This window comes from Acidipropionibacterium timonense, assembly GCF_900605005.1.
In the GTDB taxonomy this organism is placed as follows: Bacteria; Actinomycetota; Actinomycetes; order Propionibacteriales; family Propionibacteriaceae; genus Cutibacterium; species Cutibacterium timonense.
The window spans coordinates 2,575,116-2,599,163 of the sequence record NZ_LR027558.1 but is presented as its reverse complement, the minus strand read 5'-3'; the positions used below and the strand labels follow the sequence as shown (position 1 = coordinate 2,599,163).

The 24,048-nt window shown below is 69.9% G+C and carries 18 protein-coding genes, 1 tRNA gene, 2 pseudogenes and 1 riboswitch; of the genes and pseudogenes, 10 read left to right on the top strand and 11 right to left on the bottom strand.

The window, feature by feature from the left end:
• The first annotated feature begins 14 nt into the window (after positions 1-14).
• Positions 15-1,208: a 6-phosphofructokinase gene (locus E0E30_RS12230; RefSeq protein ID WP_411914004.1), complete on the top strand. Its 1,194-nt coding sequence runs from the start codon at positions 15-17 to the stop codon at positions 1,206-1,208.
• Positions 1,209-1,338: 130 nt separating this feature from the next.
• On the opposite strand, the gene E0E30_RS12225 is transcribed toward E0E30_RS12230, so the two are convergent.
• The 7 genes and pseudogenes from E0E30_RS12225 to E0E30_RS12195 all read right to left on the bottom strand — a co-directional run.
• Positions 1,339-1,614 (bottom strand): hypothetical protein, encoded by a 276-nt coding sequence (locus tag E0E30_RS12225; protein ID WP_210115826.1) that lies wholly within the window; start codon positions 1,612-1,614, stop codon positions 1,339-1,341.
• A gap of 140 nt (positions 1,615-1,754) precedes the next feature.
• Positions 1,755-2,450: pseudogene (locus E0E30_RS12220) on the bottom strand (ABC transporter permease); the annotation flags it as partial.
• 29 nt (positions 2,451-2,479) lie between these two features.
• Positions 2,480-3,460: an ABC transporter permease gene (locus E0E30_RS12215; RefSeq protein WP_130866506.1), complete on the bottom strand. Its 981-nt coding sequence runs from the start codon at positions 3,458-3,460 to the stop codon at positions 2,480-2,482.
• Between the two features lie 271 nt (positions 3,461-3,731).
• Positions 3,732-4,334, bottom strand: coding sequence for a helix-turn-helix transcriptional regulator (locus E0E30_RS12210; protein WP_130866505.1), 603 nt, complete (start codon positions 4,332-4,334; stop codon positions 3,732-3,734).
• Positions 4,331-6,922, bottom strand: coding sequence for a multicopper oxidase domain-containing protein (locus E0E30_RS12205; protein ID WP_245306687.1), 2,592 nt, complete (start codon positions 6,920-6,922; stop codon positions 4,331-4,333). The genes E0E30_RS12210 and E0E30_RS12205 overlap by 4 nt, the downstream gene beginning before the upstream one ends.
• A 257-nt stretch (positions 6,923-7,179) precedes the next feature.
• Positions 7,180-8,217, bottom strand: a complete 1,038-nt coding sequence (locus tag E0E30_RS12200; protein WP_130866894.1) for a hypothetical protein — start codon at positions 8,215-8,217, stop codon at positions 7,180-7,182.
• A 157-nt stretch (positions 8,218-8,374) separates the two neighbouring features.
• A pseudogene (locus E0E30_RS12195) lies at positions 8,375-8,653 on the bottom strand (GNAT family N-acetyltransferase); the annotation flags it as partial.
• A 235-nt stretch (positions 8,654-8,888) separates the two neighbouring features.
• On the opposite strand from E0E30_RS12195, the gene E0E30_RS12190 reads away from it, so the two are divergent.
• The 3 genes from E0E30_RS12190 to E0E30_RS12180 all read left to right on the top strand — a co-directional run bounded on the left by E0E30_RS12190 (position 8,889) and on the right by E0E30_RS12180 (position 12,632).
• Entirely contained in the window at positions 8,889-9,653 is a 765-nt protein-coding gene (locus E0E30_RS12190; protein ID WP_130866503.1) for a helix-turn-helix domain-containing protein, read from the top strand.
• Positions 9,654-9,739: 86 nt separating this feature from the next.
• A riboswitch (TPP riboswitch) is annotated at positions 9,740-9,843 on the top strand.
• Positions 9,844-9,882: 39 nt separating this feature from the next.
• On the top strand, positions 9,883-10,482 hold the full coding sequence (locus E0E30_RS12185; RefSeq protein WP_130866502.1) for an ECF transporter S component: 600 nt from the start codon (positions 9,883-9,885) through the stop codon (positions 10,480-10,482).
• Entirely contained in the window at positions 10,479-12,632 is a 2,154-nt protein-coding gene (locus E0E30_RS12180; protein ID WP_130866501.1) for an ATP-binding cassette domain-containing protein, read from the top strand. Before E0E30_RS12185 ends, E0E30_RS12180 begins: the two co-directional genes overlap by 4 nt.
• 61 nt (positions 12,633-12,693) lie before the next feature.
• Here the strand turns inward: E0E30_RS12180 and E0E30_RS12175 are convergent, their stop codons facing one another.
• The gene (locus E0E30_RS12175; RefSeq protein ID WP_130866500.1) at positions 12,694-14,211 is read right to left on the bottom strand and encodes an ATP-binding protein; all 1,518 of its coding nucleotides are present in this window, start codon (positions 14,209-14,211) and stop codon (positions 12,694-12,696) included.
• Between E0E30_RS12175 and E0E30_RS12170 the strand changes: the two genes are divergently transcribed.
• Entirely contained in the window at positions 14,125-14,760 is a 636-nt protein-coding gene (locus tag E0E30_RS12170) for an ATP-binding cassette domain-containing protein (protein WP_130866499.1), read from the top strand. The two genes, E0E30_RS12175 and E0E30_RS12170, sit on opposite strands and share 87 nt — an antisense overlap.
• Here E0E30_RS12170 and E0E30_RS12165 read toward each other — a convergent pair.
• The 3 genes from E0E30_RS12165 to E0E30_RS12155 all read right to left on the bottom strand — a co-directional run bounded on the left by E0E30_RS12165 (position 14,678) and on the right by E0E30_RS12155 (position 15,907).
• On the bottom strand, positions 14,678-15,175 hold the full coding sequence (locus E0E30_RS12165) for a GNAT family N-acetyltransferase (RefSeq protein WP_130866498.1): 498 nt from the start codon (positions 15,173-15,175) through the stop codon (positions 14,678-14,680). The two genes, E0E30_RS12170 and E0E30_RS12165, sit on opposite strands and share 83 nt — an antisense overlap.
• Positions 15,176-15,237: 62 nt before the next feature.
• Positions 15,238-15,567, bottom strand: coding sequence for a hypothetical protein (locus E0E30_RS12160; protein WP_245306605.1), 330 nt, complete (start codon positions 15,565-15,567; stop codon positions 15,238-15,240).
• A 267-nt stretch (positions 15,568-15,834) separates the two neighbouring features.
• Positions 15,835-15,907 (bottom strand) — tRNA-Ala (locus E0E30_RS12155).
• A gap of 1,304 nt (positions 15,908-17,211) precedes the next feature.
• Between E0E30_RS12155 and E0E30_RS12140 the strand changes: the two genes are divergently transcribed.
• The 5 genes from E0E30_RS12140 (at position 17,212) to E0E30_RS12120 (ending at position 24,043) form a co-directional block, all read left to right on the top strand.
• Positions 17,212-17,631, top strand: a complete 420-nt coding sequence (locus E0E30_RS12140) for a DUF5318 family protein (RefSeq protein WP_130866497.1) — start codon at positions 17,212-17,214, stop codon at positions 17,629-17,631.
• Positions 17,624-19,933, top strand: a complete 2,310-nt coding sequence (locus tag E0E30_RS12135; protein WP_130866496.1) for a transglycosylase domain-containing protein — start codon at positions 17,624-17,626, stop codon at positions 19,931-19,933. The genes E0E30_RS12140 and E0E30_RS12135 overlap by 8 nt, the downstream gene beginning before the upstream one ends.
• A 140-nt stretch (positions 19,934-20,073) precedes the next feature.
• On the top strand, positions 20,074-21,546 hold the full coding sequence (locus tag E0E30_RS12130; RefSeq protein WP_130866892.1) for a DUF2029 domain-containing protein: 1,473 nt from the start codon (positions 20,074-20,076) through the stop codon (positions 21,544-21,546).
• Positions 21,543-22,706 (top strand): glycosyltransferase family protein, encoded by a 1,164-nt coding sequence (locus tag E0E30_RS12125; RefSeq protein WP_130866495.1) that lies wholly within the window; start codon positions 21,543-21,545, stop codon positions 22,704-22,706. The genes E0E30_RS12130 and E0E30_RS12125 overlap by 4 nt, the downstream gene beginning before the upstream one ends.
• Positions 22,703-24,043, top strand: coding sequence for an O-antigen ligase family protein (locus tag E0E30_RS12120; protein WP_130866494.1), 1,341 nt, complete (start codon positions 22,703-22,705; stop codon positions 24,041-24,043). Before E0E30_RS12125 ends, E0E30_RS12120 begins: the two co-directional genes overlap by 4 nt.
• The last annotated feature ends 5 nt before the right edge of the window (positions 24,044-24,048 follow it).

The window sequence follows — 24,048 nt, the reverse complement described above, 5'->3', positions numbered from 1 at the left end:
CCCCGGCAGGGCCAATGGGGTCCGGAACCGTCCCGGCCCGCCGCGAGTTCTGCGACAATGGCGCCACTCGACAGGGAGGTCCCATGGGCAAGAACAAGAAGGTCGGAATCCTCACCGCCGGTGGTGACTGCCCCGGCCTCAACGCGGCCATCCGCGGATTCGGCAAGGCGGCGATCCGCGAGTACGGCATGGATCTCGTCGGGTTCCACGACGGTTTCCTGGGCCTGGCGCTCAACCACACGGTCGAGCTCGACCAGAGGTCGATGTCGGGCATCCTCACCGTCGGCGGCACGATCCTGGGAACCAGCCGTGACAAGGTCAATCGCATGATGATCGACGGTCAGGAGACCGACATGGTCCCCACCATCGTCGAGAACTACGAGAAGCTCGGGCTCGACGCCCTGGTGACCATCGGTGGCGGGGGCAGCGCCAAGAACGCCTACAAGCTGCAGAAGGCCGGGCTCAACATCCTCCATCTGCCCAAGACCATCGACAACGACATCGTCGGCACCGACGACTCGTTCGGTTTCTCGACGGCCCTCGAGGTGGCCACCGACGCCATCGACCGGCTGCACTCGACGGCGCACTCACACCACCGGATCATCCTCGCCGAGATCATGGGGCACCGTGCCGGCTGGTTGGCCCTGGGCTCGGGCATCGCCGGCGGCGCCGACATCATCCTCCTGCCCGAGGTGCCCTACCGGCTCGAGGCCATCGCCGAGGCGGTCGAGAAGAGGCGGGCCAGCGGGCTCAACTTCTCGGTCATCGCGGTGGCCGAGGGGGCTCGCAACCACGCCGACTCCATGGCCCTGTCCGGCGCCCAGGCCCTGGTCGACTCGGCCACCACCGAGACCCGGGCCGCAGCGAAGAAGGCCAAGCGAGACCTCGAACAGTCGATGCGCGACAACACCCTCAAGCTCGCCATCGAACTCGAGGAGGCCACCGGGTTGGAGTCGCGGGTCTCGATCCTCGGCTACGTCCAGCGCGGCGGCACCCCGTGCGCCCATGACCGGCTGCTGGCCACGAGGCTGGGGACCGCCGGGGCGCAGTTGGTGCACGACGGCCAGTTCGGCGTCATGGTGGCGGCCCGCGGTACCGGGACCGACACGGTGCCGCTCAAGGACGTCGCCGGGAAGGTCAAGTACGTGCCCGCCGACCATCCGTGGGTGCGCGCTGCCCGGGAGGTCGGCACGAGCCTGGGCGACTGAGCCATTCTCACCCGAGGCGCTCCCGCGCAGCAGTCCGCAGCAGCGCCTTTGCGGCCGGCACCGCCAAGATCCGGGCCCAACGTCTCTTCCGGCCATGGCGCAGGGATCTGTGGCGGTCATCGATGGCGGCTCACTTCTGCCAGCCGACCGTCTCTGGCAGCGGGGTGTAGAGCAGGGTCGCCCCCACGTTGGCCAGCCCCTTCTTGACGCCGTAGGTGGACGGGCCGCTGAACAGCGGCAGTTGGCCGTAGAGGGCCAGCGCCTTCGTCTCGACTTCATTGGCCTGCTTGACCTGCTTGGCCGGGTCGGACATCGCGTTGACAGCGGCGATTTCCTTGTCGATCTGAGCGTTGCCGACCCCGGTGATGTTCGATTCGTTCTTGGAGCCGTAGAAGCCCGGCAGCATGTAGGAGCCGTACGGGTCGGTGGAGCGGTTGCCCGAGATGAGCGCGTCGAACTTGCCCTAGGAGACCGTCGACATCCACTGGGAGCTGTCGCGGTGAGGATGGTGCTGACGATGCCCAGCGTGAAGTTGATGACGAGCAGGGAGCCCAGGTTGGGGATGATGTGGCGGGTGATGATGTTCCACGGCGACACGCCCATGACCTCGGCCATCCGTACGTAGTCGCGTTCGCGCAGACTCGTGGAGACCGACCAGATGACGCGGGCGGTGCCCATCCACCCGAAGATCGACAGGACGAGGATGAGCGCTCGCCAGTCGCCTCCGGCCCGGAAGCTCACGAGAGCCAGGATGAGGAAGGACGGCACGACGAGCAGGAAGTGGATGACGGCGAGAATGACCCGCTCCACCCATCCCCCGACATAGGCGGCCGCCGCCCCGATGAGGGCCGCCAGAACGATGGTGAGCACCGAGACCGTCACGGCGATGATGAGGGAACGTTGCAAGGCGTGGACGACCTCGGCCAGCAGGTCGTTGCCGCCGGTCGTCGTCCCCAAGACGTGGTCGCCGCCCGGGGGCTGGGTGAGGGCGAGGAAGTCGGGCTCGTCGTAGCGGTACTGCGTCCCCAGCCCACCGAAGGCGGCGAACAGGACGATGAGGGCGAAGACGATCGTGCCGGCGATGGCCGACGGGTTTTGGAGGAACCGGCGCGCCAGGAGACGGCGTCGTCCCAGGCGCACGAAGGGCTGATCGTCCTCATCGGGGCGGTCGGTGGCCGGCGTGACGAGGGGCGCGGGCACCGTCGCGGTGAAGTCGGCCTCCACAGCGGGCTGCTCATACATTTCCGCAGGATCCTGGGTGTGGATCGACATCACAACCTCACTCTCGGGTCGAGGAACGCCGTGGCGATGTCGGCGAGGATGGCGCCGATCGCCGTCATGAGAGCCCCGAAGGCGGCGACGGCGACGACGCCGTGGACGTCGTTGCGGTTGAGTGTCACCGAGAAGTACTCGCCCATGCCGTGCCACCCGAAGATCGACTCGGTGAGAACAGCGCCGGTGAAAATGGCGGGGATGCTGAACGCCACCGACGTGGCCGTCGGGATGAGGGAGGCGCGAAGGGCGTGACGACGCACCGCCTGGGAGCGGGTGAGTCCAGTCGCCCGGGCCGTGCGCACGAAGTCGGCGTTGATGGTGTCGAGCAGCAGCGAGCGCTGGGTGAGGTGGTAGCCGACGTACCCCAGGATCGTCAGGCAGATGGTCGGTAAGATGAGATGCGCCACGCGGTCCCCGAGGGTCGGCAGGAACCCCGTGACGTCGGGCGAAGAGTCGCCGGTGACGAAGAAGACCCGATGACCGACGGCGTCGTTGATCCTGATGGCGCCCAGCACCAGCAGCAGGGCTGCGACGACGGTCGGCACGTTGTAGAGCACCACCGACATCGCCTGAAGGATTCGGTCGGAGGGACGGTACTGGTGCAGTGCCGAGACCACCCCGAGGGCCACGCCGATGACGACCGACAGCACGGACGCCAGGAGGACCAGTTCGGCGCTGGTGAGGGCGCGGTAGCCGATCTCGGCGTTCACCGACGAACCGGTCGGTGAACTGCCCCAGTCCCATCGGGTGACGATGCCGGTGATCCAGTGCCACCAGCGCACCGCCAGCGGCACCGTCGGGTCGAGGTTGTAGGGGGCCAGCGCTTGGTCGATGCGGGCCTCAGTGGGGGCCGGGCGCGTGTCGCGGTAGTTGGAGCGCGGGTCGAGGAACCAGCTGGCCAACAGGTAGGTGACGTTCGTCGCGACGACGATCATGACGAACCAGCTGGCGATCCTTCGGAGGATGAGTCTGACCACGGAGGTGTCCCTTGCAACGGTGGGAGCGCCCCGGACGCGGTCCGTGTGGGGACGCGAGGGGGCTTGGACTCAGGCAGAGGTCAGTGACAACACATGCAGCACATGCACTGGGGCGAGATAGCGCTCACCGGTGCACGGAAGATTCTGCTGCAGTTCATATCGTGAAACGTAGCATCAGCAGTTGAGAACCGCAAGCGGCAGTATTATCGGTGGCGGCGGTGCGCAGCACCGCCTTTGCGGCCGGCACCGCCACGGTTGCCCGCAGACCGTCTCACCGATCGGTGGCGGCCCCAGGATTCTGGCCGGCCTCGCCCGGGCGCAGGTAGCAGGTTGACCCCGGGTGCGCCTCGAGCACGACCGGCTGGCCGACGAGCCCCTCGACGACACCTTGGTGCACCGGGCACACGATCTCGGGACGGCCAGCCGCCAGATCGATGAATGGGCAGTGCCGCAGCGCGATGACCTCGCCGTCCTGCTCGGGGGCAAAACCCATCTCCTCGAGCACCGGGACGACCTCGCCGCCGTGGTTACGTCCCCACGAGGCACCTGCCCGACGGCCGGCCTCGGCCGGGTCGTCGGCCTGGGCCACCGCCCCCACGAGGATGTCGGCGAGCACCCGGTAGGACCGCGGCCCATCGTCCGGGTCAGCGACGATCTGGAAGATGGTGCGCGGTCGACCCCGCGTCGTGCGCTGTTCCCGGCGGGTCCGGACGCGGCCCTCGGCGACCAGGTGGTCGAGGTGGAACCTGGCGGTGGAGGCGTGCAGGTGCAGGTCCTCGGCGATCTGCGCCGAGGTCGCCTCCCCGCCGCGGCGTCTCAGTGCCTCGACGACCTGGCTGGAGCGGTCACCGCGGCCCGGATCGGTGAGGCTCATGACGTCACCTCGATGAACCCGCGCGCCCCGCGCTCCATCTCGACGAAGGAGTGGTTGACGAAGGTGTAGCGGCCCGGTTCGGTGAAGGTCATCTCGACGAACCCGCCCTGGCAGCTGGCCAGGTCGAGGGCCTGGGCCCCGCCTCCCTCGGGGTTGTCGCGACGCAGCACATACGCCCCCTCCTTGTACACCGTGTCGAACTGGGTGCCCACGACGTGGAAGCTGATGCCGCGGCTCGGCCCGGCGGCGAGCACCCAGATCCGCACCCGCTCCCCGACCCGGGCCTTGAGCGGGGCGAAGACGTACTGGTTGGCGTGGCCGTTGAACATCGTGAGGTCGGGGGTCTCGTTCGCGATCTTGTCGGTGTCGACCTCCTTGCCGTTGGCCGCCGCCAGATAGGCCTCCGACTGGACGAGGACGTACTGGCGGTCGACCGATGGCAGGTCGCGCGGCGGCACGACGAGGGCGCCGAACATGCCGGCGGCGATGTGCGCGCTCATGGGCATCGTCGAGCAGTGGTAGAGCCAGATCCCGGCGTGGTTGAGGGTGAACTCGTAGTCGAGGGCCTGGCCGGGGGCGATGGTGCGCATGTTGGGCGTCGGCGAGACCATCCCCGCGTGGAAGTCGATGGAGTGGCCCATCGACCCGTCGTTGACGAGGTGGACCTTCATGGTGTCGCCGATCCGGGCATGGATGACCGGCCCCATGACCCGTCCGTCGTAGGTCATGGCCCGAATCGTCGCTCCGGGGGCCACCTCCTGGACGGCTTCACGGACGGTGAGGGTGAGCGGGTGGGTGCGTCCGGGCAGCAGCGTCGGCAGGACCGCATCGCGGGTGACGAACCCGGATCCGGGAGCCCGGGTGAGGTCGATGTGACGCCGCGGGTTCGACGTCGTCGTCGATGTCGTCGTCGACGACGCGCCATTGACGTTGACCTGGAGCACCATGCCCATCGACCGGTGCCCGACGATGGTGCACCACCCCTGCGTGGGGGCGCTGATGACTCCGGCGTCGACGGTGGCGTGCTGGCGGGGGGACAGACGAGGCGAGTGGGCACCGCTGGCGAACTGGAGGTCGTGCACCTGGGTCGGGTCGGTGTTGGTCAGGGTGACGACGAGCCGATCCCCGGCTGGGACGTCGATGGTGCCGGGGTGGAATCGCATGTCGTGCATGGTCACCGCGACCCTCGTCGTGTGCCCGGTCGGGGCGACGACGCCGGAGCCGCCGCCCGATGTCGCGGCCGGTCCGTCGAGGGCCCGGCCGACGGCCACGGCGCCCAGGGCTGCTCCCAGACCAGCCACGGACTCGACGAAGGCGCGGCGTCCCGACGGTGCGGTCCCGGCTGGTGAGGGCTTGGCCGGAGCAGGTCGGGCCGCAGTGGACGGTGCTGCCGTGACCCGGGTCCCGGGCGCCCGGGCCGCAGTGGACTGTGCCGCCGTGGCTTCGGCTGACGCGGACCGGCCGGCGTCCGACGCCGACCCGGCCTGGCGTGCCGCCAGCTGGCGCCCCCGCTCCTTGAGCAGCGGGACGCCCGCCCGGACCATGGCGAAGGTCGCCGGCAGGAAGCCCGCCAGTCCCACCGCGGCCAGCACCATCCCCGCGGTCCGCATCGCCGACCCGGTGCCGAGCACCCAGATGAGCAGGCCGGCGTTGGTGAGTACGGCCCGCAGCGCCCCGAAGGCGTGCATCCGCGCATTCGTCACCCGGACGATCGACGGTCCGCCGCCCATGACCATGGGCATGAGGTAACTCATCGCGCCGAGCAACAACTGCAGCAGGAAGCCGACGATGACCGGCACGGACAGTGCGGTGAGGTCGTCGGCGATGAGCCCGGACCGCCGGGTGAGGATCGTCCACTCGAGCCACAGCAGCCAGACGACGAACCACACGACGGCCGCCCCCATCGCGTACCCGGGGTAGTCGCGCGGGGGCTTGCGGAGGGCGCAGGCGACGAGGTCGGCGCCGATGACGCACACCCCGACGATCTGCGCCATCACCCCGATCGCCCCGAGCCACCACCATCCGGCCAGGGCCCCGGCGGTCGTGGCGACCACCGCGCCGACGAGGATCCACAGGGCGACCCGTCCGTGTCGGTCCTGACGCGGTTCCATGGGGGTGCGCAGCACCGTCGGCCACAGGGTGACGAGGGTGCCGACGACCGTCATCCCGACGAATCCCAGGAGGTTGAGCCCCTGGTGGGCCAGCAGCAGCCGCGAGCGCCACGGTTCGGTGGGGGAGAAGGCCATGATCGCCCCGAGGCTCGCCCCCACCGGCAGCAGACAGGCGGCGGCGCAGTAGAACCGCACGGTGGCGTCGAACCGGCCGGGCAGGGCGTGGTGCACCTGACGCCCCAGGTCGATCGCGTACCAGGCCATCGCCAGGGCGACGACGGTGGCCCCGGCGACGACGACCCACGGCCACGACCCGACCATCCCGAGGCAGCACGCCAGGATGCCGGCCTGCAGCGACCAGATCCGCGTCACCTGACGGCGTCGGTCGGCCGGGCCTAGCTTGGTGTGGAGGATGGCCTCGGTGAAGTACTGGCCCCACACGAGGATCGACGTCGTCGCCACCCCCAGGGTGACCATGTGGACGAGCAACCAGCGGCTCTGCGGCACCCAGTGGGACGCGATGCCGACGACGATCAGCAGGGTCAACCAGATCGACACCGGTCGGGACGCCGCGCCTTCGTCGAGTCCGTGGCTGGTCTGGGAGCAGCCCTGGGCGCCGTGGCCGTCGGCCGGGCCCTCGACGGACCGGCCGCGACATCGGGCGGCGGCNGCCCTGGGCCGATCCGGCGTCGGGTCGGGCGACCGGGGTGCCGGAGGGGTCGGGGTGGGTGATCTCAGGCACGGGTCCTCCTGGGTCGCACGTGACAGACGATGACGATGACGAGGGTGAGCAGGCTGAGGACGTTGACGACGCCGCCGGCCCGGACCGCGCCGGATCGGCCCAGGGCGTCCCCCACCCCGATGCGCGTGACGAGGGACCCCTCGAGGAGCACGGCCGGCACCCAGAACCACGGGGTCCAGTCCATCCGGGCGCGCAGGACGGCCGGCAGGATGATCGTCACGTGGCCCAGGACCATGCCCATGGTGAAGCCGAGGAAGACGGCGTGGACGGCGGCGTCGTACCCCCGTCCGGGGCTGAGCGGTCCGGCCAGGAGCCACACCGTGCCGGCCACCGCCAGCCACAGGTAGCCGACCATGAGCATCCCGCCGATGAACGCGGCCTGGCCGCCCCGGCGCAGCCCGGCGCGAGCGATGTCACGGCGCAGCAACCAGAGCGCCAGGACGACGAGGACGGCGCCGAGGAGGCGCCAGCCGAGACCCGGGCGCACCACCGAGATGACGAGGGAGGCCACGAGGGCGGCCGACAGGGCGGGCAGGACGCGATTGCGCACCATGGTGAGCCGGGACAGCTCGAGGCGTTCACCGATGATGGTGAGGATCATCGAGGACGCGAGCCAGCCGACGACCTGGGAGGGGTCCCACCCGACGGTGAGCAGGGCTGCGGCCCCGGTCGAGCACAGGGCCCCGGCCAGCTGGATGACGGTGGCGTCGTCCCGGTTGCGTCGCCACAGCGGCACGTAGATCGCCAGCAGCCCGACCTGCGCGACGGTGAGCAGCGCCGGTCCGATCCGGGTAGGGGTCGGCGTCGCCAGGGCGACGGCACCGAGCCCCGAACACGCAGGCACGAGGTACCCGGTGGGTCGGCCCAGGGCGACGGCGCGCTCGAGGGTGATGACGGTCCCGATGAACCCCAGCACCATGAGCGGCCCGTGCCAGGTCGACAGTCGGGCGCTGTCGAGCGGCGACCACACGCCGAGCAGGACGAGGGCCCCGTCCAGTCCCGCGAGGAGGGCGAACCCGGCCCCGACGATGAGCCATGACCGCCCCGGGAGGCGCCCGGTGGCGTGCGAACTCATGGCAGCGGTGGGCACGTCGACTCCTTTTCGATGATCGGATCATCGAAATGATACGACGGGGGCCGCGGGATCTGCCCTGCGGGACTGACCGGGCGCCCGGCGTGGATGATTCTCAGGCGCGCGCGACCGGGTGGTCCGGATGGCGCTCGAGCCACCCGGCGACGAACGAGCACTCCGGTCGGACCGTGTCCCCGGCTGCGGCGAACTCGTCCAGGGCATGCGACACGAGACGGCCGGCCAGGCCGCGCCCGGCGTAGTCAGGGCATATTTCGGTGTGGGGGAGACGGACGACGTCCCCCTCGCGTCGGTACTCGAGGAACCCCGCGAGTCGACCGTCGACGTGGACCTCGTATCGTGACTGCTCGGGGTTGTCGGTGACCTCGTCCATGGTGACCTCCTGATGGGTGGGACTCCATCATGACGCCAGTTCGTGACGTCCGTCGTGAGGGGACGGAGCACGGGTGGCCGTGCGTGTCGGTGTGTCGGGGGTCCACCGTCGGGGGATGCCATGGAACGGGTGAGGATGCTCCGGAACTTCAGCATTCAACTAGGTGAGGACCTGTGAATCGCCGTCGTGGAGCACAGGTCGTCGGTCCGGTCGATCCCGACCTGACGGGAGTGTGATGATGGCGGCACATACCGTCGAGTCGGAGGGCGCGATCGGCCTGGCCGAGGCGCTCGGGGTCTTCGCGCGCCTCACGCCGGCCCAACAGGCCATGTTCGACCGCGTCTGTGCCGAGTCCGCACCGGTGACGATCCTCGATCTCACCCGGATCACGGGCCTGCACGCCAATTCCATCCGGGAGTCGGTGGACGCCCTCTTGGCGTCCGGACTCATCGAGCGTCTGCGGATGCCGGTCAAGGGTCCCGGCCGCCCGGCGTGGGGGTTCGTCGCCCGGCTGCGCGAGGGGGCCGCCACCCCGGCGGACATCATGCGCCACCAGGTCCGGGCCCTCTACGCCTTCCTGCGTGCCACGAGCTCGGACCCGGTGGGTCGGGCCCGACAGCTCGGCACCTTCCTGGCCGACGACGCCCTGGACCTCGTCAAGGTGCCCAGCCACGAGGGACGCATCACCCCGGGCTTCCAGATGTCCGAGCACATGGTGAAGATTCGGCTCTTCCTCACGAACTTCGGCATGGCCGCCGAGCAGCACCCCCAGGAGCCGACGACGCTCATCCTCCACGCCCTGCCGTTCTCCCCCGGGGGTCGACAGGACGAGCTCGCGAGCGCCCTGCGCGAGGGTTTCGTCGGCCGGACGATCGAGCGCACCGGGATGGGCTGCGTCGGCGTCCGGTTCGCCCCGGTGCCGGGGGAGCCGAAGGCCTGCCTGGCCCGATTCATCGTCGACGAGAAGGCCCTCGCCGCCCTGACGGGGTCCGACGCCGGCTGACCCGTCCCCGGGCACCTGCTCCCGGAGCAGGCGCCGCCCGGGCACCTCGTCCGAGGTGACGTCGGGGTTCGGTCGTCCTACGATGGGAGGAACGACAGGGGAGCATCACCGGATGCTGAGAGTGGGCACCGCCCAGACCCTCGAACCTGAACCGGGCAATACCGGCGTAGGGAGTCGGGAACCTCTTTCGCGCGCGAGCGCACCCCTTCCTCACCGTGGAAGGACAACCATGGCCAGCCGGTCCCGTTACCGCACCATCGACATCGTCACGCCCGTCATGATCGCCGTCGCCTTCGGCGTCATCTTCCTGGGGCTGGGAGCCCTCTTCAACGCACTGCAGCCGATCATGGACGTCTACGTGCCCCTCGAGGGGCTGTACATGGGGCTGTGGCTGCTGGCCGGCATCGTCGCCGGGCTCGTCGTCCGCAAGCCCGGCGCGGCCCTGCTGGCCGAGTTGCTCGCCGCCACCATCGAGGCCCTCCTGGGCGGTCAGTGGGTCTACGGAACGCTCATCTCCGGGGTGCTCCAGGGGCTCGGCGTCGAGGTCGCGCTCGCCCTCTTCGCCTACCGACGTGGTGGGGTGAGGGTCGCCATGATCGGCGGCGTGCTGGCAGCGGCCTTCGAGTCGGTGTACGAGCGGATCGCCTACTACCCGGTGTTCCGCGCCGGTGACACCGTCGCCTTCGTCATCTTCTGTCTCATCTCGGGGGCGGTCCTCGGCGGCCTCGTCGGTCATGCCATCGTCGTGGCCCTGGCCAATGCCGGAGCCCTCAACCCCTTCCCGGTGGGCCGTGAGCGGTCCAGGACGGTCGCCGGGCCCACCCGATGACGACGACGCCGACGCGCCTGGGCGTGCAGGTCCGTGGGCTCACCGTGACCCCGCCCGGGGCCGACTCGCCCATCCTCGGGCCGGTCGACCTCGACCTCGAGCCGGGCTCCCGGGTGCTCCTGGCGGGGCCCTCCGGGGCGGGCAAGACGACCCTCCTCCACGCCCTCGGAGGACTCCTCGACGAGGAGACCTACGATCTGTCGGGCACCGTCGAGGGAGCCGGCACGAGCATCGGCCTGCTCCAGCAGGAGCCGGCCCACGCCGTCGTCGCGGAGGGCTGTGGTCGGGACACCGCCTTCGGGCCGGAGAACTCGTGCGTGCCACGCCCGGACATCTGGCCGATCGTCGTCGACCGGCAGCGTGAGGTGGGCCTGGCGGTCGACCTCGACCACGGTGCCCTCGACCTGTCCGGAGGGCAGATGCAGCGGCTCGTCCTGGCCGGGGTGCTGGCCTGTGACCCGAACCTTGTCCTGCTCGACGAGCCGGTGTCGATGCTCGACGAGGCCACCGCCGACGCCGTCCGCGGCGCCGTCGTCAAAGCCGCTGCCGGGCGCACCCTCGTCGTCGTCGACCACCATCCGCAACGCTGGGAGGGCATCCTCGACCGGGTCGTCGTCCTCGACGCCGGCAGGGTCGACGCCGTCGTCCCCATGGCGGAGTACCTGGAGCGTGCGCGTGGCCCGGTCGTGCCGTCCCGCGAGACCGTGAGCGGGGAGGTCGTCGTGGCCGCCGTGGACCTCACCGTGTCGCGGCCCGACCGGTCCGGGACGCTCCTGGACCACCTCGACCTGCAGCTGCGAGCCGGGTCGATCACCGCCCTCACCGGCCCTTCGGGAACCGGAAAGTCGACCCTGCTGCGGGTGCTGTCCGGGCTCGACCGGCCGGCCGGTGGCACCGTGAGCTGGTCGGGACGGCCGCGCCCGGAGCCGGGCCGGGTGGCCTGGGTGCCGCAGAATCCGGAGCACTACCTGCTGGCGCGGACCGTGCGCGAGGAACTCGAGGCCTCGCCCTTCGCCCAGGCCCCCCACAGGGACGGCCCAAGACCAGCAGACTTCGGACCCGCCGGTGACGCGGCCGAGGCGGGGGCGGTCAGCCTCGCCGAGTTCGGACTGGACGCGCGTGCCGACAGCCACCCCATGACCCTCTCGGGCGGGGAGAAGCGGCGGTTGGCGATCGCCGCGGCCCTGGCCCAGCGACCCGACCTGCTCATCCTCGACGAGCCGACCGTCGGGCTCGACGCCGACCTCGTCGGCTCGGTGCTCGGGGCGGTGGCCGAGGCCGCAGGACGCGGGGTGGCGGTCGTCGTCGCCACCCATGACCCGCTCGTCATGTCGCTGGCGGACGAGGTCGTCGATCTGGCCGGGCACCGTCGTCCGGACCCTGAGGTGACGCCCCCGCGGGCCCCGTGGGCCCAGCGTCACCTCAACCCGCTCACCCTCCTGGGGGTCGGGTTCGGTGGCATGGTCGCCTCGGGATGGGTGACCTCACCGGTCGTCGGCCTCATCGGGCTCGTGCCGTCGCTGGTCCTGGCGCTGCTGTGTTGCCGCAGCTGGCGGCAGGGGCTCACCCGGGTGCTACCGGTGGCCTTCGCGGCGCTGGTCCTGGCGTGGACGACCCTGCTGCTCCACGGCAGGATCAGCGGGATCCTCCGGGGCTCTGTCGACCCGGTCGTGTGGCGGGAGGCAGCGCGGCAGGCCATGCGCATCCTCGTCTTCGTCCTGCCCGGTGCCATGACCTCGTGCGCCCTCGACCCGACGAGACTGGGGGACGCCCTCGGCCAGCGGGCACACCTGCCGGCGCGCCCGGTCGTCGCCTCGGTGGCCGGTCTCATCCGGGTCGGCCAGATGCGCCGTACCTGGGGGGTGTCGGGAGACGTGCGGACACTGCGTGGCCTCGGCCCTCGCGGCACCGGGGTCCGGGCGACGCCGGGCACGTGGTGGCACTACGCCTCCTCGATGACCCTGGCCATGGTGCTCGACGCCCTGCGCTCGGCGGAGGTGCTCTCGCGGGCCATGGACTCGCGCGGGTTCTCCCACGCCTCGCGGCGTACCTGGGCTCGGGAGTCCCGGTTCGGGATGGCCGACCTGTGGGGCGTCGTCCTGCTGGCCGCAGTCGTCGGGACGACGGTGGTGGCGTCGGCCCTCGTGTAGAGGGACGTCAAACTCACACGTCAACTTTTGAAGTGTTGTTGCACGTCTGCGAGTTTGAGTTTCAGTGTGGGGTGATCCGGTACGTCGTCGATCGCACACCCTGACCACCTGCCATGACGACGATCCCCTCGGCAAGCGGCGCTCTCAGGGCATAACGCACCTGGCCGATCGTCAGGCCGGTGTTCCTGACGAGGTCGTGGATCGTCAGGTCATCGTCGGCTCGAAGCGCCCCGAGGACACGCTCCACGTTCCGGGTGGCGTTCGCCGGACTCGGATCGGGACGCTGGCGGATCGGGGTCGGTGACGACGGTTGTGGCGCAGGCGGCTCGACGACGTCCTCGCGGGACCGCCACAGAAGTGCCTTGAACTGCACACCCGTGTCGATGAGTTGGGGCCGTGGAAGTCCGCGTGCCGCCGTGGAGTGGAACACTTCGCGAATTCCTCCGCCCTCTCCCTCGATGACCGAGGCACCATCGGCAGTCCGCAGTCTCTTGGCGATCTGGTAGAGACGCTGGTTCACGGCGGCCTGGGCGTGCTCGACGCTTTCCAGCTGGGCCAGGGAGACGCCGCGCAGGCCGCCCGGGTTCTGGATGAAGAGGCAGGACGGGGTGAGCCGGATCTGGATCTGCTTGCCGAGCCCCAAGGTGTTGGGGCCGAGATCGCGGTGGACGAGAGCGTTCGAGATGAGTTCGCGGACGGCATTGAGGGGTAGCTCGGGCACCGCCTCCATGTGCCCGTCCGGCCGGTATCGTCGCACGGAGTCGAGGTTGCGTTCGACCCACGCGATGAGGTCGGACAGGAGCACCGGAAGTGGCCCGGTGAAGTCCTGGAGATTGCGATTTCGAGCCTGGCCCTCGCCCCCCGGCAGTTGGACAGCCGCTGTCACGGTGAGCGCTGGGTATTGGCCCTGGGGATACTCGCCCAGGGCGTACAACCCTGCCAGAGTCGGTTCCCCGGATGCGCTGAGGACGTTCGTCATGCGGAGGATCTGTTCATCGGCATGGTGACGCAGCCGTCCGTCGTGGGCGCGCACCGCCGTCAGGTAGGCCGTGACGAGGTCGGGTTCCAGATCCTCCATCCGGCGGCCGGTCGCCGGGGCCAGGTCGTAGTCGATCTGCTCGTCGACATGGAGCTTGGCGACCTCGAGCATGCGCAACTCGTGGAGCTGCATGGGGTAGTCGCCATCGGCCTGCCTCAGGAAGGCCCTGTCCCCGACGCGAGCCGGCTTGTCAGCGATGCGCAAGGGTGAGACATGGACGATCTCGACCGGTGTGCCATCGATGGTGAGAGTCTGGAACTCCAGATGTGGAGAGGGTTGGACGGCGTCCCGAGCCTGCCCGGCGATTCCGGCTTCGACCGCAGCTACGTCCTTGACGCCGACCACGTCGAATCGGCCGTGTGCCTCGTCGATCCCGAGGAGGATGGTGCCCCCGTCGGGCATGTTGGCGAAAGCGCAGAGGGTGTCCGACACCTTCGGGACACCGCCGGAGGCATGCTTGACCTCGATGAGCGTCGTGTCGCCGCGACGGGCGCGCAGATCGGCAAGGGTCTGGCGCAGTTGGTCGTCGCTCCACTCCATGCCGTCAGACTACAACTCACACTTGGAGTTTTGGAGTCTCGGTGCACGTCTGCGAGTGTGAGTTTCAGTGTGGGGCAAAGCGCCTCGGGGTTGTGGCGCCTGTCATGGTGCGCGTCAGGGCTGGGCGTATCGGAGTCGTACGCCGACCTCGTCGGCGAGGATCTTGCCCAGAGCTCGCCGCTGACGACCTTCGGGCTCATCGCCGCGCGCGACCAGAACCGCCCGGTGGGCGAGCTCAGCGTCCGGCAGCAACGGCGGCTGGCCCTGGCGGTCCTCCTGGCCCGGCCACCGCAGATCCTTCTGCTCGACGAGCCGACGAACCACTTCTCGCTGGATCTCGTCACGGCCCTGGAGGACTCCTTCGACGACTACCCCGGCACCCTCGTCGTCGCCTCCCATGATCGGTGGCTGCGCCGGAGGTGGGGCGGCGGGGCGCGCCGGAACGGGTCGAATCCCGGGGGTGACGTCACCCCTGTCGTGGCAGGAAACCCAGTTCCCGGTAGATCGCCATGGCCGCCGCCGAGGTGCCCGCGCCGAACCGCAGGCTGAGCGTCGGGTCGCCGGCGTCGGTGCAGGCGCCGATGGCGTGGGTGACGAGCGCCCGGCCGATGGCGAGTCCGCGGTGGGCAGGGGAGACGAACAGATCGATGATGAACGGCCCCGCCAGCCACGCGTCCCAGATCGAGCGGTCGACGACCATGATCGCCCCGACGAGTGTGGCCTCGTGCCAGGCGCTCACGCTGGCATCGGTGCGCACGGTCCCGTACTCACCCCGGAAGGTCGCCGCCATCTCGCGTCGGGCGTCCGCCAGATCCGACGCCGCGACCCCGGGTGGGTAGGACTCGAGGTACACGGCGGCCAGGGCATCGGCGTCGCCGGCGTCGAGTGGATGCAGACGGACACCATCGGGGAGCCCGGGGCGGATGGGTGCGCCGAGGGTCGCCGTGAGGACGTCGGTGGGCATGGGGTTCCGTTCGTGGTGGTGGCGGTCAGGGGACGCGACGTGGGCGCTCCCAGCTGATCCTGTCAGGGACGCCGCCCCGGGGCGACGGGGTGGGGTTCCAGGACCCCGAGGTAGATCGTCGTTCCCGCCAGCTGCAGCGCGCCAAGTCCTCCCCACAGGGCGTGTGGCCAGATGAAGCTGCCGACGACGAGGCACTCGCCAGCGATCCATCCGAGCATGACGAGGCCCGCCACGGCGTACCCGAGGGCGAGCCACTCCGGGCGCCAGTGGTGCACCGCCAGCGCGACCCACTGGGCGCCGCCGACGATCACGCCGAGGAGGGCGGCGGCCAAGACGTGCCATCGCATGAAGGGCGTGCCGTCGAGCAGCTGGGCGAACATCCGTGGGCTCACGACGAGCTCCACGCAGCCCACGAGTGTGGAGAGGGCCTGGAACCATGTCATCGCTGCGACCGCCCGGCTCACGAAGCGGCGATGCCGTCGTCCCCGGGGCTCCGATGTGGACGGCGTCCGACTCATGGCGCCATTGTCCACCCAGGGTGGCTCGTGTCAGGGAGTGGCTCCAGCGCTTCGCCGAGGTCCGGCGCGGACGGTCACGCCCGCATGGGAAGAACTGGGCGGCGCCGACGATCCCACGAGGGTTCGACACCTCTGCCGGGGTGGAGCATAGGGGACTCGAACCCCTGACCTATTGCTTGCAAAGCAACCGCGCTACCAACTGCGCCAATGCCCCTCGGACCACGACAGTGTAGGCGATCGACGCCGTCCGTGCGACACGGCGACGAGACTCACGTAAAAGGTCCGGATGCGGCAGCACGTGCCTCAGATGAGGATGTCCGCGTACTGACGGTGTAGGCCCGGGCCATGGATCGGGAGCTGTCGATGGCCGCACGCCGTGAGATCACCAAGAAGTACGCCCACCAGTACCGGGCCGCATCGAAGAAGGACAAGTCGGTGCTGCTGGACTCCCTGACCGCCACCACAGGCTGGACCCGTGACCACGCCCGCCGCGCGATCCGGGCAGCCCTGACGCGGAAAGGTGCCGCGTCCCAGCAGAAGCGCCGGCCCCGGCCCCGCAAGTACTCCTACGACGCCGTGAAGGTCCTCCAGCACGTGTGGAGCGTGACGGGTCAGCCCTCCGGGAAGTACCTGGCCCCCGTGATGGACGACACCCTGAACAGGCTGGAACGCTTCAAGGAGTTCGGGAAAGTCACCCGCCGGGCCACCCCCGCGGTGCTGACCGAACTGCGCTCCATGTCGGCGGCCACCATCGACAGGTACCTGAAACCCTTCAAGGACGCCGCCTACCCGGCCGCCGGCCTGTCAGCCACCCGACCCGCCCCTCACATCCTGCGTGCCGCGGTGCCCCTGCGCACCAGCCTGGACGGGCCGATCACCGATCCCGGGCTGGTAGAGGTCGACACCGTGGCCCACTGCGGCCACACCCTGGTCGGGGAATTCCTGTGGACCTTGTCGGCCACCCTGCCCGTCTCCGGCTACACGGTCCTGACCACGGTCAAGAACAAGGCATTCGTCCACATCGGGGCCGGCATGGACCGGATCGTCGACCAGATGCCCGTGCCCGTGGCGGAGGTCCACGTCGACAACGGGTCGGAGTTCATCAACTGGGGCCTCATCGACTGGGCGAAGGGCCACGACATCGCGATGTCCCGCTCGCGGCCCTACAAGAAGAACGACAACGCCCACGTCGAGCAGCGCAACGGCGACTGGGTCCGCCGCCACGCCTTCAGATACCGCTACGAGACCGCAACCGAGCTTCAGCTGCTCAACCAATTGTGGCCCCNCAGCGAGTCCGCCCGCACCAGCGCCCTGGCCGCCTGGAACATCCACTACAACTACCATCGACCCCACACCGCCTGCCGAGACCAGCCACCCGCCAGCCAAACCCCCGCGCGCGTCACCAACGTCATGAGCTCCTACACCTAGGGCCCGCGGCGTCGGAACCGGAGGGACACCACGGACCGGCCCAGCCGGTCATCGTCGAAGCCGTCGTACCCGGGCCGTACCCTTGTGGACATGCAGACGCAGCGAGAAGTGGTCTCCCACGCTCTGCAACGCCGACGAGCACTGGAGGCGTTGCGCAGCCCCCAGGTCGACCTCAACGCCCCCACCCAGTGCGACGCCGACCCCATGCTGGTTCGCTCGGCCCTGCACCACGGTGAGGAGCTCGAGACCCCGTGTCCGGTGTGCGAATCGCCGCGCCTGGTGCTCTTGAGGTACACCTTCGGGCCCCAGCTGGGACAGTACTCGGGCCGCCTGCGCACCCTGGACGAACTCGAGGAGATGGAGCACGAGTTCGGCGAGTTCCGGGTCTACGAGGTCGAGGTCTGCCCCGACTGCCGCTGGAACCACGTCCTCACCCACTATGTCCTGGGCGACGGACGGCGTCGACGCCCGCCGCGTCACCAACCCACCGTGGAGGACATCTATGGCTGATCGTTCACGCCCGGCTCGCAGCACGAGATCCCGGGCTCCCCACCGGAGGGTCGACTCCAGCCGGAGGACCCCACCACGGCGGAGGAACCCGGGGGCCGGCCACGTCATCGGCCGTGTCCTCCTGTGGCTGCTCGTCATCGTCCTGGCCCTGGCGATCGTCGCGGTCATCGGGCTCTTCGCCTTCTACCAGCGCACCAAGCTGCCCGATCCCAACAAGGACTTCCAGACGAACACGACCTTCGTCTACTACAACGACGGCAGGACCAAGCTCGGCAGCTTCTCCATCCAGAATCGGCAGTCGATCAGCTACCAGCAGATGCCGCAGTCGATCAAGGACGCCGTCGTCTCCGCCGAGAACCGCACCTTCTGGACCGATTCGGGAATCTCGCCCAAGGGTATGGCCCGCGCCGCCTGGACGATTCTGCGCGGCGGAGAGGTGCAGGGCGGGTCGACGATCACCCAGCAGTACATCAAGGTGCTGTACCTCAACCAGTCCCGCACCGCCCAGCGCAAACTCACCGAGCTCGTCCTGGCTGAGAAGATGGGACGCGAGGTCTCCAAGCAGTCCATCCTCGAGGGATATCTCAACACCATCTATTTCGGACGCGGTGCCTACGGGGTCCAGGCCGCAGCCAAGGCCTATTTCTACGAGGACGCGTCGAAACTCACCGTGCCGCAGTCGGCGGTCCTGGCCTCGGTGCTCAACAACCCGACCCTCTACGACCCGTCCGGCGGCAAGGACGCACGGGAACGCCTGCTCAACCGGTACCGCTACGTCCTCGACGGCATGCTCCAGATGGGCAGGATCACCCAGTCGGTGCACGACCAGGCATATCGAGCACTGCCGACCTTCCCCGACGTTCCCATCAACAACCAGTGGTCCGGGACGAAGGGGTACCTCCTCCACCTCGTCCAGCAGGAACTCGTCGACGACGGGTTCACCGATTCACAGATCAACGGCGGCGGTCTGACGGTGACGACGACCCTCGACGTCCAGGATCAGGCGGCGGCGGTGCGCGTCGGGCAGAAGTACAAGAAGCTCGCCGGGGCCAACGCCGGGAGTTCGAAGTCGTCCCAGCTCCACCCGGCCATCGCCTCGGTCCAGGTGGGGACGGGGGCAATCCTGGCCCTCTACGGCGGTGACGACTACGTGACGAACTCCCGCAACTGGGCGACGACCGCCCGTCCGGCGGCATCCACCTTCAAGACCTACGCGGTCATCGCCGGGATGAGGAACGGGTTCAGCCTCGAGTCCACCCTCGACGGCGACTCCTTCACCCCCAAGGGCGACACCACCGAGGTGCGCAACGAGTTCGACCAGCAGTACGGGACGGTGACCCTCCAGGAAGCGACCGAGAAGTCCATCAACACGGCCTTCGTCGACATGGTCTCCCAGATCGGCAACGGCCCGACCCAGGTCATCAAGGCCGCCAACGACGCCGGCGTTCCCAAGGGGCAGGGGTGGGACAACAACAACCGCATCGCCCTGGGCACCGCGGAGGTCAGCCCGCTCGACCAGGCCAGTGGTTACGCGACGATCGCCAACGAGGGGGTGCGGGTGGCCAGCCACATCGTCGCCAAGGTCGCCGACTCCGCGGGGAAGACGCTGTACACCGCCAAGACCACCGGCACCCGGACGATCCAACAGGACATCAGCCACGACACGACCTACGCCCTGGAGTCGGTGGTCTCCCAGGGCACCGGATCGGCGGTCTCCGATCTCGGCTACGACGTCGCCGGCAAGACCGGCACGAGCGGCGTCGGGTCGGCCATCACCTCGGCTTGGTTCGTCGCCTACACCAAGCAGATCTCGACCGCCGTCATGTTCGTCGCCGGTGACGCCGGCAATGCCGACCTCGACCCGTACAAGCGGTCCGGGGACCAGACCTTCTACGGCGGCACGTATCCGGCGCTCACCTGGGCCGAGTACATGCAGACGGCGATGAAGGGGCTCACGGCCGAATCCTTCGCCGATCCGGACTGGGTCAACCTCAGCGGCCACCACTACGGCGGGTCGAGTGCCTCCGCGACGAGCCGGACGACCCAGTCGCAACCGACCAGTGTCGAGACGACCCAGGCCCCGCAGAGCCAGGCGCCGTCGACCCAGGCGGCCCCGACGACGTCGGCCCCACAGCCGAGCGTCACGCGCACCACGCAGACGCAACCCGCGGAGCCGACCACCCAGCAGACGTCGACGTCGACCCGGACGACCACGACGCAGACGTCGACGACCCACGCCGCCCCGGAGCCGACGAATGCACCGACCGGCGGGGGACAGACCTCGTCCGGCGCTGGCGGATAGGGTTCATGGACGTGACCGTTCCAGCCGGGTCGAGCCCGGACGCCCCTGCCCTCGAGCCTCCCGCCGGTGGCGATCGCGCCCCCTCCTGGTCGCGCTCCCGGCTGTCCGTCTGGGGTCTGGACCAACGCATCGGCGGGCCGGTGGGACGCCATGCCCAGCGCCGCGGGGTGTTCTTCGACCCGGCTCCCTGGGCGATCCTCACCGGGTTGCTCGTGTGGTTGGCGACCGTGTACCGCATCACCCCGTGCATCCAGCACGACGTGACGAAGGCGGTCGACCCCTACCAGCGGTTGTGCTACTCCGACATCCCGGTCATCTACCAGGTGTCTGGCATCGGCCGCGGCGGGATGGTCCTCGGGCACTCGGGGGTGCTCCAGTCGCCCGGGGTGGTGGCCGTCATGACCCTGTGCCGGGCCGTCGCGCGACTGTTCGGGGCGACGGTGGGCCCCCGGGCCTCGGCCCAGCAGGTGCTCGACGCCGCCAACACGTACTGGGCCATCGCGTCGGTGGTGCTCTTCGTGGCCTTCGTCGCGGTCGTCGTCGCGACGATGCTCCTCGGTCGCGGCAGCGACGCATCCATCCAGTCTCGCGGCAGCGACGCTTCGATCCAGTCTCGCGGGCGCGACGGGACGGCTCGCCGGCGTAGTTGGGACGCCTTCCTCGTCGCTGCCAGCCCGGTCGTCCTCATGGCCGGGCTCATCGACTTCTCCATGGTCGCCGTCGCCCTGGCCATGGCGTCGATGCTGGCCTGGGCCCGCCGCCGTCCGATCGTGGCCGGGGTGCTCGTCGGCCTGGCCTGCGCCACGAGCCTGCAGGTCGCCGTCATCGTCTTCGCGGTGTTGTTGCTCTGCCTGCGCACGACCCTGCTGTCCGACCTGGGCCGGTACCTAGGCTCCGCCCTGGGGACGTTCCTCCTGTGCCATGCCATCGCGGCGGTCGTCAATCCGTCGACGTGGTGGGCGATGATCCGGGCGATCTACTGGTCGGGCACCGGTCTGGGCAGCCTGTGGTACGTCATCCAGGACACGACCGGGTCGGAGGTGCCCGCGGTCGGCTGGATCGCCGGCACCCTGACGGTGGCGGGGTTGTTGCTGCTCGCCTGGCTCGTCCTCACCGTGCCGCGTCGGCCCCGCGTGGCGCAGGTCGCCGTCCTGGCCCTGCTCATCCTCTTCTGCACCAACAAGGTCTTCTCCCCGCAGTTCGCCCTCCTGCTCGTGCCGCTGGCCGCCCTGGCGCGTCCAGACTGGCGGGACTGGGGGGTGCTGTCGGTCAGCGAGCTGCTGTACCAGTGCGCCGTGTGGGCCCACCTGGGCGGCCTCACCACCCCCGGCGGCACCGACTCCGACGTCGTGTACTGGGCGGCGGTCGTCGTGCGGATCGCCGGTGAGGTGTGGTTCGCCTGGGGAGTCGTCGACGATCTTCGGCGACCGTGGAACGACCCGGTGCGCCGGGGTTTCACCGATGACCCGACCGGTGGGGTGCTCGATCACGCCCCGGACGGTCAGGACGACGTCCCGGCCCTGGAGTCCGCCTCGCCCGAGCCCGTCGCCGACGATGCCCGGGACGCCGGCGCCGGGGACACCGATCCCAGCGACCCCGGGGAGGTCGGGTGAGCCGCGCACGCACCACCACCGCGACGACCCCGGCCGACGACGCAGCCCTGGTCCGCCGGACCTGGCTGGGCAGCCGGCTGCTGCTCGGCGTCGTCCTCGTCGCCGCGATGCTCGCCAAGGGGACGAGCTTCACCCGGGCCACCGGCAACTGGGATGTCCAGCACTTCGCCTCCATCGCCGAGCACGGGTACGCCGATCCGCTCGAGATGGCGTTCTTCCCGGGGCTGCCGGGCCTCATGCACCTGGGGTCCCTCGTCGGCGTCCCGGCGCAGACGACCGGAGTCCTGCTGGCCCTGGGATGTTCGGCCCTGGCCGCCGCCGCCCTCTTCCGCATCGGCGGGACCGTGCCGGCCTGCCTGTGGCTCATCCTGCCGACGACGGGGTTCACGACGATCGGCTACACCGAGGCCCCCTTCTGCGCCGCCGCCTTCTGGGCCTGGGAACGGGCCCGGGCCGATCGCTGGTGGGTCGCCTCGGCACTGGCGGCCCTGGCCTGCACCCTGCGCGTGTCGGGTCTCTTCCTCGTCGGGGCGCTCGTCGTCATGGCGGTCCTGGGTGACGGGCCCGGTACCGGGCGGGGACGATCGCGTCGTGTATCCGGGACCGAGCTCGCCGACCGGTTGGCCTCCCTCGTCGTGCCGTTCGGTGTGCTCGTCTGCTACGTCCTGTACCTCCATGCGCTCACCGGCTCGTGGACGGCGTGGTCCCAGGCCCAGGCCAAGGGGTGGGGTCGTGGGTTCACGACGCCACTGCAGACCCTGCGCAACACCCTGCCGGCGACTCACGTCGACACCTGGCGTGGCACCTACGGGCAGCACGCGTGGATCGTCGCGACGGTCTTCCGGCTCGAGCTCGTCTCGGTGGTCGTCGGCATCGCGACGACGGTGTACTGCTTGGTGCGCCGGCGGTGGGCCTCGGCGGCCTGGGTGGGTGTGCAGATCGTCGCCTTCTCCATCGGCTACTGGTACATGAGCGTCAACCGCGCGGTCCTGCTGTGGTTCCCGCTCGTCATCGCCCTGGCCGAGCTCACCCGCGGTCCGGCCAGGCCGATCGGGCTCAAGCTCTTCTGGCGCGGGTTGGTGCTCGTCGGGGTGGTTCTCGACCTGGTCGTCATGTGCTGGTGGGGTTGGCTGCTGTACACGGGAGCGTGGGCGAGTTGAGGACGCATTCATGGCCGGGGTGGCCGGACCTGCTGGGGTGGGGGCTCGTCCTGCTCGTCCTGGGGGCGCAGTTCGTCGACCTTCGTCACGGGATCACCCGACCGTGGTTGGTGAGCCTGCAGCTCGTCATCTGCGTGGCTGCGATCCTCGTCGCCGCACCAGTCGCCTGGCGGGCCCGGCCCCTGACGTCATTGACGCGCACGGGCACGATCCTCGTCGGCGGATTCACCCTCATGGAAGCCTGGGCGCTGGTCTCCTCGATGGTCTCGCCCTTGGCCGTGATCCGGCAGGGCGTCATCCCACGGGCCTACCAGGTGGTCCCGGTCCTCACCGGGTGGGTCACGATGGCGGCCGTTCTCGTCGTGCTCCTGGCCCTGGGGCCGCGAGGACGTCGGCGATACCTTCCACGCGCCGCGCTGGCGCTGGTGCTGGGGGCCTTCGCCGACTGGCCGGTGCAGGCGGGGATCCACGGCTCGGGACGTCTGGCCAGTGGCATGGGAGGGTCCGCCGTGCTTCATGTGGCCCTGGTCCTGGCTGCCGCAGTCCTCGTCGACACCGGACTCGAGGTGGCCGGACAGAGGCGGGCGCTGTGGTTCGCGGCGGGGGGGCTGGCCGTGCTCGGCACCCTGCTCACCGGGTCCCGGGCAGCCTTCCTCGTCGTGGTCCTCGTCGTGGCAGTCCTCCTCGTCGTCCTCGGCCGCGGAGCCGCCGGGCGGCTGGTGAGACTCCTGGCGGGTGTCGGGGTGGTCATCGGAGCCCTGGCCGTCGTCGTCGTCCCGACCCTGCACCGGCTCACCACCTGGCAGTCTCCGCAACGACTCGAGACGCTGCGTGTGGGGTGGCGCGCCGTGAGCAGCTCCCCGTGGACCCTGGTGTTCGGTGTCGGGTCCGGCTCGGTGTTCCCGTGGTACGCGGTCGAGGCCAAGCTCATCCCGGTGTCCGGGGACAGGGAGGTCATCACGCGGTTCGGTCGGGCGCTGAGCTCGGCCCACTCGGTGTATCTCGAGGTCCTCACGGAGCTCGGTCTGGTGATGACCCTCGTCCTCGCGGCGCTCGTCATCGCCCTCTGGACGGCCGGGCTGAGGTCACTGCTGAGGTGGCGTCATGGTGCGGGGGGATCCCACGAGCGCGGCTCGCAGCAGGTGTGGCCGAGGGGAGGCGCGGTGACCGCCCTGGCGGTGTGTGCGACGACGCTGGCGTGGGCCTTCGACACGTACCTTGTCAAGAACTTCGCGGTGAGCCTGTGGTGGTGGGTCGTCGCTCTGTCGGCAGTCGGCCTCGTCGATGACCGTGGGCGGACCGACGACCTGACGGACCCCGGCTCTCCGCGTCCGTGATCGTC